Origin of the sequence: Mesorhizobium amorphae (assembly GCF_014843845.1) — a bacterium.
Classification (GTDB): domain Bacteria; phylum Pseudomonadota; class Alphaproteobacteria; order Rhizobiales; family Rhizobiaceae; genus Mesorhizobium; species Mesorhizobium amorphae_A.
Window position 1 is genome coordinate 128226 of the sequence record NZ_JHQS01000016.1, and the last position, 16242, is coordinate 144467.

A 16242-nucleotide genomic window follows, 5' to 3' on the forward strand; every position below is an offset into this window, starting at 1 on the left:
TAAACGTTAAATTAATCACGATCGTAAGCATTACATTAACCTTGTTTTGACGATTGCGGCTGCAAAGTCCCCCTTGGCTAGGTGGTTTGCCAAAGGCGAGGGTTCGGACAGATGCCAGCATCCCGACTGATCATTCTGAGCGTGGCGGTGGCCGCGGCGGGTGGTGCAGGATATGTGGCGAAGAACATGGTGGCGACTCCGCCGCCCCAGGTCATCGTCGATTCTCCGCAGGCGCCGGCCATCGCGCTGCAGGATGTGCTTGTCCTGTCGGGCGATGTCGGCATGGGCACCCCGCTGGAAAACAACATCAGCTGGGAGTCGTGGCCGTCCAACGGCATCAACGCCAATTTCATCACCCGCGCTGCGGAGCCCGATGCGGTCGAGAAGCTGAAGGGTTCCGTTGCCCGCGTCGCGATGTTCACCGGCGAGCCGCTGCGGCGCTCCAAGCTCATCGGCGAGGGGCAGAGTTTCATGTCGTCGATCCTGCCCTCCGGCATGCGTGCCGTTGCGACCGCGATATCGGCCGATACGTCCGCGGGCGGCTTCATCCTGCCCAATGACTTCGTCGACGTCATCATGACCCGCCGCTCCGATACCGGGAGCGGTGGCAGCGGTTTCACCACCGAGACCATCCTGAAGAATATCCGCGTTCTGGCGATCGACCAGACCATCCAGGAAGATGAGGAAGGCAAGAAGACCAGGGTCGGCCAGACCGCCACGCTGGAACTGACGCCACAGCAGGCCGAGATCATCACGGTCGCCCAGCAGATGGCGGATCGCCTGACCCTGGCGCTGCGCTCGATCACGGACAGCCAGGAAAAGAATTTGGGCGAGGCTGACTATCTCGTTTCCGGCAACGGCCGGCGCGGAACGGTGCGGTTGATCAAGTCGGGCGAAGTTTCCGAAGTGGGAGCAAGGAAATGAGGCTAAACGGTAAACTGCCGTTCGCGATGGCGATGGCAATCGGCCTGTCCCTGCTCGGCACGAACGCGCCTGGTCTTGTCGAAGCGAAGGCCGCGAACAGGACAGCCGGCGTCACGGCATCCGTTGCCACGCAGCGCGTCAAGCTTGGCCTCAACAAATCGGTGGTCATCGACCTGCCGAGCGACGCCTATGACATCCTCGTCGCCAACCCGACGGTCGCCGATGCGGTGACCCGTACGGCACGGCGCATCTATCTGTTCGGCAAGTCGGTCGGCGAGACCAACATCTTCGTCTTCGGCCCCAATGGCGAGCAGATCGTCAGCCTGGACCTGGCGGTCGAGCGCGATGTCGCCGGATTGGAGGACTATCTCAAACGGTTCATTCCGTCGTCCGAGATCAAGGTCGAACTGCTCAACGACAATGTCGTCCTGACCGGAAGCGTCGATACACCGCTAGACGCCAAGCGCGCGGTCGACCTGGCGACCATCTTCGTGTCCGGCGGTGAGGCGACGACCGGACAATATTCACAGACCGCCGCCGGCGGTTCCGCCAATGGCGGTGTCGACATCAACAATCCGGACGCCGAGCGCCGCGTCTCGAAGATCGTCAATCTGCTGCAGATCATCGGCGACGATCAGGTGACGCTCAAGGTGACCGTCGCCGAAGTCAGTCGCTCGGTGATGAAGCAGCTTGGCGTCAACATGATGGGAAGCGGCGGCAGCAACGGCATCACCTACGGCGCCATCAGCGACAATTTCACCGGCCTCGGCAAATCGCTTTCGCATTCGGGGGTCAACTTCGCCACCAATGAATTGCAGGGCTACATCAACGCCATGGAGCAATCCGGCGTCATGAAAACGCTCGCCGAGCCGACATTGACGGCCGTCTCCGGTGAGAAGGCGACCTTCAGGGTCGGCGGCGAATACAACATAGTGCAAAATCAATCCGCGCCAGACAGCACCGGCGGGATTACCTATACGACGGAAAAGATCGACTATGGTATCGGGCTTGAATTCCAGCCGGTCGTGCTGTCGCCTGGACGTATCAGTCTGAAAGTAAGGACGTCGGTTTCGGAACCGACGACGGAAGGATCGGTATCGCTGTCCGGCGGCGTGTCCGCCCCGGGCATGAATGTACTATCGCTCCGCAAGCGGCTTGCCGACACGACGGTTGAACTGCCTTCCGGCGGTTCGATGATGATCGCCGGCCTCGTCCGTGATGACATCAGGCAGGCGGTAAACGGCTTGCCTGGGCTGACAAAGATTCCGGTGCTCGGAGCCCTTTTCCGCAGCCGTGACTTCGTCCGCAATGAAAGCGAACTGGTCATCATCATAACGCCCTATCTGGCGCGGCCGGTGGCGCGCAACGACCTCGCCAAGCCGGACGACAATTTCAACGCGCCGAGTGATGGCGCCGGCATGTTCCTTGGCCGCGTCAATCGCGTCTACGGCACGATGCAGACCGACAAGCCCAACGGCCGCTACCACGGCGTTGTCGGCTTCATCTACAAGTGAGCGGGGAAGCGGACATGTTCCAGTCAGCATCGAAGGCCATGATGATCACCGCCGCAGGGTCCGGCCGCAAGCGGATCCACCGGACGGTCGTTCCTGCCCTGGCGGTCCTGCTCGTCGCATCGCTTGCCGGCTGCGCCAACCTCAAGCGCGACAGCGTCACGGTCGGCGCCATTCCCGACGACTATCGCACCAACCACCCCATCATGATCGCCGAGAAGAACCAGAAGATCGATCTTCCGGTCGGCGCCGGCGACCGCGGCATGACCGGTTCCCAGCGCGACACGCTGCTGGGCTTTCTCGACGGCTATGACAGGAGCGCGGCCCCGGCGCTGACGATCGCAATCCCGGTCGGCTCGGCCAACGAGATCGCGGCGGCCGCGGCGGGACGCGATTTCGCGAGGCTGGCGGTCGCCAGCGGCATCAAGCGAAACCGGATCGTTATGACGTCCTATCAGTCCGTTTCCGCCGAAGCATCCGCGCCCGTGCGCGTTGCCTATATCTCGGTGAAAGCCCAGACCGACAAATGCGGACGCTGGCCCGACGATCTGCTGCAGACCTCGGAAAACAAGCACTATGCCGATTTCGGCTGCTCGTATCAGAACAACCTTGCCGCTCAGATGGCCAATCCGGCCGATCTGCTCGGTCCGCGCAAGTCTTCCGATATTGATGCCGAAAATCGCAGCGCGGTGATCGACACGTACCGCAGCAGAGGCATCTCGGACGAGTTCCTGGGCAATTCGGAAGTGACCTACTGAGCAGCGCAAGTCACGGAAAGAGCATGACGATGAGCAATCTTGCCTATGACACTCCCGTAGATGGCGCAGAAACCTCGCAACAGGACATTGCGGCGATGCAGGCTCTGCGGCCGGTGCCGCGCATCTCGATCCAGGCATTTTGCGAGACCGAGGGCGTCGCCAATCCGGTCAAGCTCGCCGGTGAGGATCGCCGCATGGCGAAGGCTCATCTGAAGGTCCATATGGGAGGCATCGCCACGGCGATCGAGTTCTATCAGTCGGCGCCGACGCCGAACCTGATCCTGCTTGAATCGCGCAGCGAACCCAAGCAACTGCTGGAGCAGCTTGCCCAGCTTTCCGAATATTGCGACCCGACCTCGAGGGTTGTGGTGATCGGCCACTACAATGATGTCGGCCTTTACCGCGAACTCATCCGCTCGGGTATTTCCGAATATGTCATCGCGCCGGTGTCGATGACCGACATCGTCAGCGTGGTTTCGTCGATCTTCGTCGATCCGGAGGCCGAGCCGATCGGCCGTTCGATCGCCTTCATCGGCGCCAAGGGCGGCGTCGGCTCCTCGACCATTGCCCACAACGTCGCCTGGGCGATGTCGACGCTGTTCAAGTCCGAAGTGGTGGTGGCCGATCTCGATCTTGCTTTCGGCACGGCCAACATCAACTTCGATCAGGATCCGGCACAGGGCATCGCCGAAGCTGTATTCTCACCCGAGCGCGTCGATGAGGTCTATCTGGACCGGTTGCTGGCGCAATGCGCCGAGCACCTGTCGCTGCTGGCGGCTCCATCGACACTCGAGCGGGTCTACGATTTCGATCCCGACGCCTTTTCGCAGCTGATCGACACGGCGCAGCGCAGCGCACCGCTGCTGGTGCTCGATGTCCCGCACGTCTGGACAGGATGGGTCAAGAGCACCCTCATCAAGGCCGATGAGATCGTCATCACCGCGACGCCGGAACTCGCCAATCTGCGCAACACCAAGAACATGGTGGACATGCTGAAACGGCTTCGCCCGAACGACGCGCCGCCAAGGCTGATCATCAATCAGGCAGGCGTGCCGAAGCGCCCCGAAATCGGGTCGTCGGATTTTGCCGAACCGCTCGGCATAACGCCGATGGCGGTCATCCCATTCGACCCGCTCCTGTTCGGAAACGCGGCCAACAACGGGCGCATGCTTGGCGAGATGGATGCCAAGAGCCCGATCGTCGGCCTGGTCAATGAGATCGCCCATGTGCTGACAGGGCGCAGCGAAATCAAGGCCAAGAAGAAGGCAGGTCTTGGCATGCTCCTGGGCAAGCTCTCGCGCAACAAGAAGTGACGCTCAAGCAGCGGAATTGGTAGTCGATCATGTTTGGTAAGAGAGGCTCAGACGACGGCAACCGGTTCAATCCGGAATTCCGTCAGCCGGCACCGGCGCCGGCTGCGACGGTGCCCGCGGACACGGCGGTTCTCGCGCGGCCGGCCTCTGCGCCGCCGCAGCCCGGTGCCGTCGTTGCCCCACCCGCCCGACGCCCGGTCGAGCCGCCGCCGCTGGCGCCGCCGCCGAAGAAGGTCCAGCGCGAGCGCAGCGAAAGCTACTACGACACCAAGAGCCAGGTCTTTTCCGCGCTCATCGACACGATCGACCTGTCGCAGCTTGCCAAGCTCGATCCAGAAAGCGCGCGCGAGGAAATCCGCGACATCGTCAACGACATCATTGCGATCAAGAATTTCGCGATGTCGATCGCCGAGCAGGAGGAATTGCTCGAGGACATCTGCAACGACGTGCTCGGCTACGGCCCGCTGGAGCCCTTGCTCGCCCGCGACGACATCGCCGACATCATGGTCAACGGCTCCAAGAACGTCTATATCGAAGTCAACGGCAAGGTCGAGCAGACCGGCATCCGCTTCCGCGACAACCAGCAGCTACTCAACATCTGCCAGCGCATCGTCAGCCAGGTTGGCCGCCGTGTCGACGAATCCAGCCCGATCTGCGATGCCCGCCTGCCCGACGGCTCCCGCGTCAACGTCATCGCGCCGCCGCTCTCGATCGACGGCACCGCGCTCACCATCCGTAAGTTCAAGAAGGACAAGCTGACGCTCGACCAGCTGGTCAAGTTCGGCGCGATCTCGCCGCAAGGCGCTGAGGTTCTCAAGATCATCGGCCGTGTCCGCTGCAATATCGTCATCTCGGGCGGCACCGGCTCGGGCAAGACGACGCTGCTCAATTGCCTGACCAACTACATCGACCGTGAGGAACGCGTCATCACCTGCGAAGACTCGGCCGAGTTGCAGCTGCAGCAGCCGCATGTTGTTCGCCTCGAAACCCGCCCACCCAATCTTGAGGGTGAGGGCGAGGTGACCATGCGCGATCTGGTCAAGAATTGCCTGCGCATGCGGCCGGAGCGGATCATCGTCGGCGAAGTGCGCGGACCGGAGGTCTTCGACTTGCTGCAGGCGATGAACACCGGTCACGACGGCTCGATGGGGACGATCCACTCGAACAGCCCGCGCGAATGCCTGAACCGTATCGAATCGATGATCGCCATGGGCGGCTACTCGCTGCCGCAGAAGACCGTGCGCGAGATCGTCGTCGGTTCCATCGACGTGATCATACAGGCGGCCCGCCTGCGCGACGGATCGCGCCGCATCACCCACATCACCGAGGTGATCGGCATGGAAGGTGACGTCATCATCACGCAGGACCTCGTCCTCTACAACATCAAGGGCGAGGACTCGAACGGCAGGCTGCTGGGCGAGCACGTGTCGACCGGCATCGGCCGGCCGCATTTTTGGGATCGCGCCCGCTACTATGGCGAGGAACAGCGCCTCGCCACGGCGCTCGAGGCCATGGAGAAACGCGCTGACTGACGCATCTGGAGGCGTAGGGGTCCTGGTCGATGTTCGGAATTGACACCACAGTACTGGCGTTTGTCGTGCTGGCCGGCTTCAGCGCCGGCGCGGTCGCCTACGCTTTCCTGTTCACCCGAATGAGCAACGAGAAGCAGGTCGGCAAGCGGCTCGAGACCATCAAGACCGCCGAAACCGATCGTTCCGTCGTCAAGGCCTCGCGTGATCGTGTCGCCGAAGCAACCAAGCGGCGAAAATCCGTCCAGGATTCGCTGAAGCAGCTCGACGAAAAGCAGAAATCCAACGATCGCAACGTCAAGAAGCCGCCGCTGAAGGCGCTGATCCGTCAAGCCGGCATGACGGTTTCCATTGAGCGCTTCTACATCTACTCGGCCGTCTGCGGCATCGTTCTCACGGCTCTCGCCTATATGGGCGGTGCGCCTTTGCTGATCCTTCCGGGTGCGTTGCTGGCCGGCGCCCTTGGTCTGCCGCGCTGGTTCGTCGCGTTTCGCCGCGGCCGGCGCGTCAAGGCATTCCTCGCCGAATTTCCGAACGCCCTCGACATCATCGTGCGGGCGGTCAAGTCGGGCCTGCCGCTGAATGACTCAATCCGCCTCATCGCCAACGAATCTCCGGAACCGGTAAAGACCGAGTTTCGCCGTATCATCGATTCACAGCAGATGGGCATGTCGATCCCCGATGCGGCGATCCGCATGGCCGAGACCATGCCTTGCCCGGAAGCGGGCTTCTTCGGCATCGTGATCCAGATACAGTCGCAGGCCGGCGGCAATCTTTCCGAGGCGCTTGGCAATCTTTCGCGCGTGCTGCGCGACCGCAAGAAGATGAAGGCCAAGGTGCAGGCGCTTTCGATGGAGGCCAAGGCCTCCGCGGTCATCATCGGCGCCCTGCCTTTCGTCGTAGCCTTTCTCGTCTACCTGTCGAGCCCGAACTACATCATGCCGCTCTTCACCACCAGCACCGGCCACCTGATCATCGGCTGCTCACTGGTCTGGATGTCGATCGGCATCATGGTGATGCGCAAGATGATGAACTTCGATGTCTAGAGCATGATCCCGAGGAGTGGGTCCCGGTTTTCGGAGAAGATCATGCTCGAACAAAAAGATAGAAACCAATGACAGACCAGGTCGTCAAATCCCTTACCGACCCCGCTTTCCTGATCGCGCTCCTGGTCGGCATCGCGGTGTTTGCGACCGTCTTCACGGTCTTGCCTGCCCTTGGCGGCAACCAGCTCAAGTCGCGCATGAAATCGGTGGCGCTCGAGCGTGACGAATTGCGCGCCAAGCAGCGCACGCGGCTTGCCAACGAAGCCGATCGCCGCCGCAAGGGCCTGCGCGAGGAACAGTCGATCGGCATGCGCAACATCGTCGATCGGCTGGATCTGAAGCGCGCGCTGGCCGATGAGAGCACATTGCAGAAGCTCAAGGTGGCGGGTTTTCGCGGCCAGAACCCGCTGACGCGCTTTCTGTTCTTCCGCCTTGTCCTGCCCTTCGTCGGTTTCGCGCTGGCGGCCTTATACGTTTTCATGCTCGGCGGACTGCCCCTGCAGCCGCCTTTCATCAAGCTGTTCGTCTGCGTCGTCGTCGCCTATGGCGGCTTCTATGCGCCGATACTTTACGTCAACAACCGCGCCGCCAAACGCAAGCAGTCGATCCAGATGGCATGGCCGGACGCACTCGACCTGATGCTGATCTGCGTCGAGTCCGGCATGTCCGTTGAGGCCGCCCTTCGCAAGGTCGCCGACGAGATCGGCGCGCAATCGGTGGCATTGGCGGAAGAATTCGTCCTGACCAACGCCGAGCTCTCCTACCTGCAGGAGCGCAAGGTGGCCTATGAGAACCTCGCCAGCCGCACCGGCCTGGAATCGGTCAAGTCGGTGACGCAGGCGCTGGTCCAGGCGGAGCGCTACGGCACGCCGGTGGCGCATGCGCTGCGCGTGCTGGCCAGTGAAAGTCGTGACATGCGCATGAACGCGGCCGAGAAGAAGGCCGCCGCGCTGCCGCCCAAGCTCACCGTGCCGATGATCCTGTTCTTCCTGCCGGTGCTATTCGCCATCATCCTCGGCCCGGCCGGCATCCAGGTCAGCCAGCGCGGCATCTTCGGCGATCAGCAGAAGTCGAGCAGCGAGTAGCTCCGAGATCCGGCTCACACATTTTACGAAAAGCCGCGCTGGCTATGCCGCGCGGCTTTTGTCTTTGGGGGGATTGCAGGATTGGACGCGCTAGCGCGGATCAGCTTTTACGCAATTCCGAACGGAAAACCGCTAAGCACTTTTCCAGGAATTGCTCCAGCCGTCCCTTCAGTTGGTGGCGGGCTTGTCCTTGTCCTGGTCCTTGAGCTGGCTCCAGGCGTTCTGCTGCGCAAGCATCTGGCGCAGATAGGCGACGTTGGCCTGTGCCTGCTCGGGCGAGAGCTCCTGCGAGGCGATCTTCTCGGCCTCGTCGAAGCGGCCCTGCAGGCCGACGACCAAAGCCAGGTTCTGCCGGACCCGGCTGTCGGCGTTGGGCTGCTCGGCGGCCGAGCGCATATAGGTTTCTGCCGTGCGCAGATCGCCTTCCAGCACGTAGGACATGCCGAGATTGGACAGGATCGATGGTTCGTTCGGCTTGAGGTCGAGCGCCTTGCGGTAATTCTGGCGCGCTTCGTCCTTCTGCCCCAACTGGTCGAGAATGGCCGCTTCCGCAGAAACCAGCCGCCAGTCCGGATATTCCGGCGTCTGCGCGCGGCGCACCGCATCGAGCGCCGGCTCGAACTGCCCGTTGGCGGCCAGCGCCTTGCCATAGGCGGCAAGCACGTCGCGGTCCTTGGGGTAGGCAATCGCCAGCTTGCGCATGACGGCGAGCGACTGGTCGGCATCGCCGTCCATCTGCAGTGCCGCCGCATAGTTCGTGGCGATGCGTTTGTCGTTGGGCTTCTTGGCGTAGGATTCGCCGAGCGCTATCGTCGCATTGTGCAGTTCGCCGGCGGCCATGGTCTCCAGTGGTTTGCTGCTGGAGCGGGAAATCGAGCCGGTCGTGAACTTGCTGGTGGTGCCGCAACCCGCTACGCTCGCCGCCAACGCCGCCAAAAATGCCGTGGTGATCAGACGCTTGCCTGTGATGTTCGACACTTTGATCGGCATTGGCACCCGGTCTCCATTCTCGCGGCCATTGCCTGGCCGTCTTCCCTCCCGCAGAAATATTCTGTTAACCCTAACGGACAGTTAAGAAACGCCGACTCGCGATGCGACCGGCCGGAGATCATCGAATGCCTGTCGAACTTGTCGAACGCACGCTGCAGGCCGCCTTGCCGGTGCATCTGGTGGCAAAGGGCGATCTGGAAGCAGCCGGTCTCGCGCCGTCGTCGATCGCCTGGGCCAAGGCCAACGGCTTCTCCGGTGAAGCCGGCAGGACGCTTGTCGTTCCCGGCGAGAGCGGCGCGCTTGCCGGCGCGCTGTTCGGCATCGGCGACGGCGAGGGCATGCTTGCCGTCGGTGCCTTGGCGCGAGCCTTGCCGGAAGGCGACTGGCATTTTGCCTCCGACCCCGCGGAGCCCGAACTCGCGGCCATTGCGCTGGCGCTCGGCGGCTATGTCTTTACCCGCTACGGCAAGAAGCCAGGCAAGGCGCTGCGCTTCACCCTGCCATCCGGCGCCGATGCGGCGCGCGTCGGCCGCATCGTCGACGGCGTTTTCCTGACGCGCGATCTGGTCAACACGCCGACCAGCGACATGGGGCCCGACCATTTGGAGGTGGCGGTTCGGATGCTGGCCGCTGAGCATCAGGCCGTGGTGTCGGTGACGAGGGGCGACGACCTGCTTGCGGAGAACTTCCCCATGATCCATGCGGTCGGTCGCGCATCATCCGATGCGCCGCGCCTGATCGACATGAGATGGGGACCGGAGGGGGCGCCGAAGGTGACGCTGGTCGGCAAGGGCGTTTGCTTCGATACGGGTGGTCTCGACATCAAGCCGTCGTCGGGCATGCTGCTGATGAAGAAGGACATGGGCGGCGCTGCCAATGTGCTCGGCCTCGCTTCGATGATCATGGCCGCTGGCTTGTACGTGCGGCTGCGCGTGCTCGTCCCCGCGGTCGAGAATTCGATTGCGGGAAATGCGTTCCGGCCGGGCGACGTGCTGACGAGCCGCAAGGGCATCACCGTCGAGATCGGCAACACGGACGCCGAGGGGCGGCTGGTGCTGGCCGATGCCTTGGCGCTGGCCGACGACGACGAACCTCAACTGCTGGTCGACATGGCGACGCTGACCGGAGCGGCCCGCGTCGCGCTCGGTCCCGACCTGCCGCCCTTCTACACCGGCGACGAGGCGCTGGCGGACGATCTCGCGGCAGCTTCCGTCATGGTCGAGGATCCGTTGTGGCGCATGCCGCTGTGGCGGCCCTATGATGCAAAACTGTCGTCGAAGATCGCCGATATCAACAACGTCACCACGGACGGTTTTGCCGGCTCGATCACCGCTGCTCTGTTCCTCAAGCGCTTCGTCGAGAAGACTCACAGCTGGGCGCATTTCGACATCTTCGCCTGGAACCCGTCCGATCGCCCGCACGGCGTCGCCGGCGGCGAGGCGCAAGGCATTCGCGCGCTGGAGCGGATCATCTCGACACGTTACGGCTGATCATGCGGAGCAGCCGGCAAAACTCCGAAACTGAAACGGAACCGAAACAATTTGGCGTCATGCTGGGCGGATGTCGATCTCGATGCGCCCGAGTCAGGCCATGCGATTGTGGCAGCAGGTGATGCTGTCGCAGGTGCGCGACGGCGCACCCGATCTCACCATGCGCCAGACGGCGATCCTGTTCACCATCTATCTCGATCCGCCGCCGCACACGGTGCGCGGGCTGGCCGCAAGGCTCAACGTCACCAAGCCGGTCATCACCCGCGCGCTCGATACGATGGGCGCGCTGAAACTGGTGTCGCGCCATCGCGACGAACTCGACAAGCGCAACGTCCTGATCAGGCGTACGGTCGAGGGTGCGCTCTTTGTCGAGCGCTTCGGCGATGGTATCGTTGCCCGGGCCCATGAACTGCCCATCTGACCAATTGTCGATTTACCCACCTTACCGATTAAGACGAGTTGCCGATTTGACCGCCAGGGATGCCCGCCTTCACGCTTTTCGCGCCGATCTCGCCGATGCGCGATTGAAAGGTGAAGTTTCCGCCGACCGCTTCGTCGCCGGCCAGCCGGCGCGGATTTCGGTTTCCGTGGCCGATATCCGCAAGGCGCCGAGCTGGGATGCCGGGGTCAACACCCAGGCCCTGTTCGGCGAAGATGTCCTCGTCTTCGAGGAGAAGGAAGGCTGGGCCTGGATACAGGCCGAGCGCGACGGCTATGTCGGCTATGTCACCGACACCGTGCTGGGAGCGAGGGACCATCCGCCGACCCATACCGTCTCGGTGCCGCGCACCTTCCTCTATCCCGGTCCCGACCTGCGCTTTCCGATCAGCGGGCAGTTATCGATGGGGTCGGCGGTGACGGTGACGGGTGCCGCGGAAACCCGCGGCACGCACTATGCACTGCTGCCCTCCGGTCAGGCGGTCATTGCAGGCCATCTCAGGCCGATCGCGGCTAAGTCTGCCGACTATGTATCGGTCGCGGAGACCTTTCTCGGTACACCCTATCTCTGGGGCGGTGCCTCGGGCTTCGGCATCGACTGTTCCGGCCTCGTGCAACTGGCGATGCGCATGGCAGGCCAGGGCGTGCTCCGCGATTCCGACATGCAGGCGGCGACCATCGGCGAGCCGCTCGAACCCGGCCCGGATTTCAACGAGCTGCGTCGTGGCGACCTCGTCTTCTGGAAGGGCCATGTCGCCATCATGACCGACGCCGACACCATGATCCACGCCAATGGCCACACCATGCTGGTGTCGCGCGAAGGGCTGAAGGACGCCATCGCCCGCATCGGCTATCTCTATGGCGGCCCGACGGGGTTTCGAAGGCCGTAGCACTGCGGCCGATCACCTTTTGTTCCGATTCTGCTTGGCGATCGAGCGCTGTCGCGCTACCTCTGGCGCGTGACAGAGCAGCCGCGCCTTGCCGAACAGAATGCCGCCGTCGTCCTGCCCGAACCGTTCGTCAGATGGTTCGCGCAAAAAGGCTGGTCGCCGCGCGCCCACCAGATCGAGTTGCTGGCGAGGGCACAAGCCGGGCAATCCGTGCTGCTGATCGCTCCAACCGGCGCCGGCAAGACGCTGGCCGGCTTCATGCCGTCCCTGACAGAACTGGCCAATCGCCCCAGGCGAAAACCGGGCCAGGCGCATCGCGGCATCCACACGCTCTACATCTCGCCGCTGAAGGCTTTGGCCGTCGACATCGAGCGCAATCTCGGCAAGCCGGTGGAAGAGATCGGCCTGCCCGTCACCATAGAGACGCGTACCGGCGACACGCCTTCGCACAAGCGCCAGCGGCAGAAGCTGGTGCCGCCCGACATCCTGCTGACGACGCCCGAACAACTGGCGCTGCTGATCGCGGCACCCGACGCCAGGCGCTTCTTCGAGGATCTGCGCTACGTGGTGCTCGACGAACTGCACTCGCTGGTGATCTCGAAGCGCGGGCACCTGCTGGCGCTCGGTCTGGCGCGGCTGCGCAACTATGTGCCCAAGCTGCAGACCATAGGTCTGTCAGCCACCGTCGCCGAACCCGACGAGTTGCGGCGCTGGTTGGTTAGCCAGAACCCGCTGGGCCATATGGCTGGGCTTATCACCATCGTCGGCGGTGCCAAGCCCGACATCTCCATTCTCGATTCACAAGAACGCGTGCCGTGGTCTGGCCATTCGGCCCGCTACGCCATCCCCGAGATCTACGAGGCGATCAAAAAGCACCGCACGACGCTTTTGTTCGTCAACACCCGCAGCCAGGCCGAACTGCTGTTCCAGGAACTCTGGCGGGCCAACGAGGATTCGCTGCCCATCGCGCTCCACCACGGCTCGCTCGATGTCGGCCAGCGCCGGCGCGTCGAGAAGGCTATGGGCGAGAACGCACTGCGCGCCATCGTCGCCACCTCGACGCTCGATCTCGGCATTGACTGGGGCGATGTCGATCTGGTCGTGCATGTCGGTGCGCCGAAGGGCGCCAGCCGGCTGGCGCAACGCATCGGCCGCGCCAACCACCGCATGGACGAACCGTCGAAGGCGATCCTGATTCCGGCCAACCGCTTCGAGGTGCTGGAATGCCGGGCGGCGCTTGACGCCAATTATCTCGGCGCGCAGGACACACCACCACTGATCAAGGGCGCGCTCGACGTGCTGTCGCAGCATGTGCTGGGTGTCGCTTGCGGTGCGCCCTTCGATGCCGATCTTCTGTTCGAGGAGGTGCGTAGTGCGGCACCCTATGCGGCCCTGGAGCGCGAGACTTTTGACCGCGTCGTCGACTTCGTCGCCACCGGCGGCTATGCGCTGAAGAACTACGAGCGCTACGCCCGCATCCGCAAGACGGTCGACGGGCTGTGGCGCGTCTCGCATCCGCGCGTCGCCCAGCAATACCGGTTGAACGTTGGCACCATCGTCGAGATGCCGGAACTCAATGTCCGCTATGTCCGGCAGGGGCGCGGCATGGCTGGCCGCGGCGGGCCGGTGCTCGGCAAGATCGAGGAGTATTTCGCCGAGACGCTGCGCCCTGGCGACAATTTTCTGTTCGCCGGCAAGGTGCTGCGCTTCGAAGGCATCCGCGAGAACGAATGCGTCGTCTCCAGCGGCGCCGGCGCCAACATAATCGTGCCAAGCTATGCCGGCGGCAAGTTTCCGCTGTCGACCTATCTCGCCGAACAGGTGCGCGGCATGCTGGCCGACAGCAACCGCTGGCAGGCACTGCCGGAACAGGTCGCCGATTGGCTGCGGCTGCAGAAGGAGAAGTCGGTGCTGCCGAAGCGCGGCGACCTGCTGGTCGAGACCTTTCCGCGCGGCAACCGCCACTACATGGTCGCCTATCCGTTCGAGGGCCGGTTGGCGCACCAGACGCTCGGCATGCTCTTGACGCGACGGCTGGAGCGGGCAGGCGCCCGGCCACTCGGCTTCGTCGCCACCGACTATTCGCTGGCCGTCTGGGCGCTGGACGACATGGCGGCGCTGTTCAAGGCGAAGAAACCGTCGCTGGCAGCGCTGTTTGACGAGGACATGCTGGGCGACGATCTCGAAGCCTGGCTGAACGACAGCTGGATGCTGAAGCGCACCTTCCGCACCTGCGCGGTGATCGCCGGGCTGATCGAGAAGCGCTACCCCGGGCAGGAGAAGAGCGGCCGGCAGGTGACCGTGTCGGCCGACCTGATATACGACGTGCTACGCAGCCACGAGCCGGACCATATTCTGCTGCAGGCGACGCGCACCGACGCCTCCGCCGGTCTGCTCGATGTCAGCAGACTTGCCGAGATGCTCTCGCGTGTGCGCGGCCGAATCGTGCATAAGCATCTCGACCAGATCTCGCCGCTGGCGATACCGGTGATGCTCGAGATCGGCAAGGAACCGGTCAATGGCGGCGCCAACGAGACGCTTCTGATGGAAGCCGCCGATCTGGTCGAGGAGGCGATGGGCCGAAGGTGATGAACTGAGAGTGATGGGAGCATGAATTTCTCGCTGGCGCGCACGTCGCTGATGGCAGAGGCCGACCTGGTCGGCATCGCCGGCGAGCGTGCCGTCTGCGATCCGCGTGGCGTGCTCTATTTTCCCGAGCTTCGGCTGTTGGCAGTGACCGACCTGCATCTGGAAAAAGGCTCGTCCTATGCCCGCCGCGGTGCGCTGATCCCTCCCTATGACACCGGCGCCACCTTGCTCCGGCTGCAGGCGGTGATCGCCGACTATCAGCCGGCGATCGTCATCAGCCTCGGCGACAGTTTCCACGACGGCGGCGGCGCCGAGCGCATGCATCAAAGCTTCCGCGAGCGCCTGGAAGCGCTGATATCAGGCCGCGACTGGTTCTGGGTCGCCGGCAACCATGATCCGGACGGGCCGGCCGATCTGCCTGGTGACACCGTGCGCGAACTCGCCATCGGCGCGTTGCTGTTCCGGCACGAGCCTTCAAAGGTGCGAGTCGAAGGCGAGATATCAGGCCATCTGCATCCCTGCGCCCGTATCGTCCAGCGCGGTCGCTCGGTGCGGCGGCGCTGCTTTGCCGGTGACGGCGGCCGCATGATCATGCCGGCCTTCGGCGCCTATACGGGCTCGCTCAACGTGCTCGACCGTGCCTATGCCGGCCTGTTCCGCCGCGAGACGCTGATGGCCTACATGCTGGGCGCCGAGCGCATCTTCGCCATTTCCGGCTCGATGCTTAGGCCAGGGTAAAACCTATCTGCCATAGTACAAAGTGACCGTGTGCTTGGCCTCGGCGAAGAACAGCCAGCGCTCGACCAGCATGCCTGCGAACTGGGCGAAGGCTGCGAGTACCGATGCGATCGCCGCCAACGGCCAAGGCAGAAAGATCGCCGCGAGCAACAGCAAGCCGGGCAAGGCGAAGGCCAAAATCTGCGTGACCAGCCGCAGCTTTGCGCCGTGCTTGCGCGCGATACGAAAACCCATCTCCTTGAGCAGATAGTTTTCCTCGGTGTGCGGCCATTCGAGCGACCGCACCGTGCCGCCGGCAAGTCCGGTCGCGGTGTTGGCCGTGGTCGGGATTTCCAGCCGGTCATTGTGGTGCCAGGTCGCCAGCTTCCAGCCCCACCCGAGAACGATCAGCAGCAAGCAAGTTGCCAGAAGGGTGTTCGAGTCGATGCCGAAGCCTTGCAGCAGTGCGTTCAACAGCAGGCTGCCGGTCATCGCAGAGAAGATCAGATAGCCAGGCAGAGTGAAGCGGCTATGCCACTGGGCGATCGGCTTCAGCGAGGCATAGATCATGCCTGTCGTGCAGACGGTGACGATCGCGCCGACGGCAGTCAGCAATCCGGCCAAGGTGACCCAGCCACCGGTGCGGCCGAAAAACACCCAGCCGATGCCGAACAGGCCGGCCGGAATGAAGGTCAGGACCGACGACACGCCCTCGCGCGACAGCCAGGAGCTGCGCCATTGCGAGAAGGCGCGCCAGGCTCTTTCAGGGCGGCCGAGATGGCCGGTCGACGACAGCAGGCCGGCGGCGATCAGGCCGAGCGCCAGCCCCATGCCGATGAGCCCGAGCCAGAAATCAGGTGGGATTAAGCCCAATCCGCCGAGCACGCCAAGCAGCGCGAGCAGGCCGTAGCCGGCACCGGTGGCGGTGGTGAAGAAGACGACGGAAAAGGCTGGATGCATCG

14 protein-coding genes are annotated in these 16242 nt (G+C 63.5%); 12 read left to right on the forward strand and 2 right to left on the reverse strand.

What is annotated here, in order from left to right; genetic code table 11:
- The first annotated feature begins 111 nt into the window (after window positions 1-111).
- The 7 genes from cpaB to DH08_RS10170 all read left to right on the forward strand — a co-directional run bounded on the left by cpaB (window position 112) and on the right by DH08_RS10170 (window position 8166).
- Window positions 112-924, forward strand: a complete 813-nt coding sequence (gene cpaB, locus DH08_RS10140; RefSeq protein WP_192179169.1) for a Flp pilus assembly protein CpaB — start codon at window positions 112-114, stop codon at window positions 922-924.
- On the forward strand, window positions 921-2438 hold the full coding sequence (locus DH08_RS10145) for a type II and III secretion system protein family protein (protein WP_192179170.1): 1518 nt from the start codon (window positions 921-923) through the stop codon (window positions 2436-2438). The genes cpaB and DH08_RS10145 overlap by 4 nt, the downstream gene beginning before the upstream one ends.
- Window positions 2439-2452: 14 nt before the next feature.
- Window positions 2453-3193 carry a CpaD family pilus assembly protein gene (locus DH08_RS10150; protein WP_192179171.1) on the forward strand — a complete coding sequence of 247 codons (741 nt, stop codon included), beginning with the start codon at window positions 2453-2455 and terminating at the stop codon, window positions 3191-3193.
- Window positions 3194-3222: 29 nt separating this feature from the next.
- Window positions 3223-4506 (forward strand): CpaE/TadZ family protein, encoded by a 1284-nt coding sequence (locus DH08_RS10155; protein ID WP_192179217.1) that lies wholly within the window; start codon window positions 3223-3225, stop codon window positions 4504-4506.
- A gap of 29 nt (window positions 4507-4535) precedes the next feature.
- Window positions 4536-6038 (forward strand): TadA family conjugal transfer-associated ATPase, encoded by a 1503-nt coding sequence (locus tag DH08_RS10160; protein WP_192179172.1) that lies wholly within the window; start codon window positions 4536-4538, stop codon window positions 6036-6038.
- 29 nt (window positions 6039-6067) lie between these two features.
- Window positions 6068-7081 (forward strand): type II secretion system F family protein, encoded by a 1014-nt coding sequence (locus DH08_RS10165; RefSeq protein WP_192179173.1) that lies wholly within the window; start codon window positions 6068-6070, stop codon window positions 7079-7081.
- A 68-nt stretch (window positions 7082-7149) separates the two neighbouring features.
- Entirely contained in the window at window positions 7150-8166 is a 1017-nt protein-coding gene (locus DH08_RS10170) for a type II secretion system F family protein (RefSeq protein ID WP_006202969.1), read from the forward strand.
- Window positions 8167-8334: 168 nt separating this feature from the next.
- Here DH08_RS10170 and DH08_RS10175 read toward each other — a convergent pair whose 3' ends face one another.
- Window positions 8335-9156 (reverse strand): tetratricopeptide repeat protein, encoded by an 822-nt coding sequence (locus DH08_RS10175; RefSeq protein ID WP_192179174.1) that lies wholly within the window; start codon window positions 9154-9156, stop codon window positions 8335-8337.
- 125 nt (window positions 9157-9281) lie between these two features.
- Between DH08_RS10175 and DH08_RS10180 the strand changes: the two genes are divergently transcribed.
- From DH08_RS10180 to pdeM, 5 genes are all read left to right on the forward strand, one after another.
- Window positions 9282-10646, forward strand: a complete 1365-nt coding sequence (locus DH08_RS10180; protein ID WP_192179175.1) for a leucyl aminopeptidase family protein — start codon at window positions 9282-9284, stop codon at window positions 10644-10646.
- 70 nt (window positions 10647-10716) lie between these two features.
- On the forward strand, window positions 10717-11067 hold the full coding sequence (locus tag DH08_RS10185; protein WP_006202972.1) for a MarR family winged helix-turn-helix transcriptional regulator: 351 nt from the start codon (window positions 10717-10719) through the stop codon (window positions 11065-11067).
- Window positions 11068-11113: 46 nt separating this feature from the next.
- Entirely contained in the window at window positions 11114-11974 is an 861-nt protein-coding gene (locus tag DH08_RS10190) for a C40 family peptidase (RefSeq protein WP_192179176.1), read from the forward strand.
- Window positions 11975-12043: 69 nt separating this feature from the next.
- Window positions 12044-14563 (forward strand): ligase-associated DNA damage response DEXH box helicase, encoded by a 2520-nt coding sequence (locus DH08_RS10195; protein WP_192179177.1) that lies wholly within the window; start codon window positions 12044-12046, stop codon window positions 14561-14563.
- A 21-nt stretch (window positions 14564-14584) separates the two neighbouring features.
- On the forward strand, window positions 14585-15301 hold the full coding sequence (gene pdeM, locus DH08_RS10200) for a ligase-associated DNA damage response endonuclease PdeM (RefSeq protein WP_192179178.1): 717 nt from the start codon (window positions 14585-14587) through the stop codon (window positions 15299-15301).
- Window positions 15302-15304: 3 nt separating this feature from the next.
- On the opposite strand, the gene DH08_RS10205 is transcribed toward pdeM, so the two are convergent.
- Window positions 15305-16240: a dimethyl sulfoxide reductase anchor subunit family protein gene (locus DH08_RS10205; RefSeq protein WP_192179179.1), complete on the reverse strand. Its 936-nt coding sequence runs from the start codon at window positions 16238-16240 to the stop codon at window positions 15305-15307.
- Between the last annotated feature and the right edge of the window lie 2 nt (window positions 16241-16242).

Excerpts from the sequence above, each read along its gene's own strand:
- cpaB (WP_192179169.1), top strand. The coding sequence starts at position 112 with ATGCCAGCATCCCGACTGATCATTCTGAGCGTGGCGGTGGCCGCGGCG.
- DH08_RS10145 (WP_192179170.1), top strand. The coding sequence starts at position 921 with ATGAGGCTAAACGGTAAACTGCCGTTCGCGATGGCGATGGCAATCGGC.
- DH08_RS10150 (WP_192179171.1), top strand. The coding sequence starts at position 2,453 with ATGTTCCAGTCAGCATCGAAGGCCATGATGATCACCGCCGCAGGGTCC.
- DH08_RS10155 (WP_192179217.1), top strand. The coding sequence starts at position 3,223 with ATGAGCAATCTTGCCTATGACACTCCCGTAGATGGCGCAGAAACCTCG.
- DH08_RS10160 (WP_192179172.1), top strand. The coding sequence starts at position 4,536 with ATGTTTGGTAAGAGAGGCTCAGACGACGGCAACCGGTTCAATCCGGAA.
- DH08_RS10165 (WP_192179173.1), top strand. The coding sequence starts at position 6,068 with ATGTTCGGAATTGACACCACAGTACTGGCGTTTGTCGTGCTGGCCGGC.
- DH08_RS10170 (WP_006202969.1), top strand. The coding sequence starts at position 7,150 with ATGACAGACCAGGTCGTCAAATCCCTTACCGACCCCGCTTTCCTGATC.
- DH08_RS10175 (WP_192179174.1), bottom strand. The coding sequence starts at position 9,156 with ATGCCGATCAAAGTGTCGAACATCACAGGCAAGCGTCTGATCACCACG.
- DH08_RS10180 (WP_192179175.1), top strand. The coding sequence starts at position 9,282 with ATGCCTGTCGAACTTGTCGAACGCACGCTGCAGGCCGCCTTGCCGGTG.
- DH08_RS10185 (WP_006202972.1), top strand. The coding sequence starts at position 10,717 with ATGTCGATCTCGATGCGCCCGAGTCAGGCCATGCGATTGTGGCAGCAG.
- pdeM (WP_192179178.1), top strand. The coding sequence starts at position 14,585 with ATGAATTTCTCGCTGGCGCGCACGTCGCTGATGGCAGAGGCCGACCTG.
- DH08_RS10205 (WP_192179179.1), bottom strand. The coding sequence starts at position 16,240 with ATGCATCCAGCCTTTTCCGTCGTCTTCTTCACCACCGCCACCGGTGCC.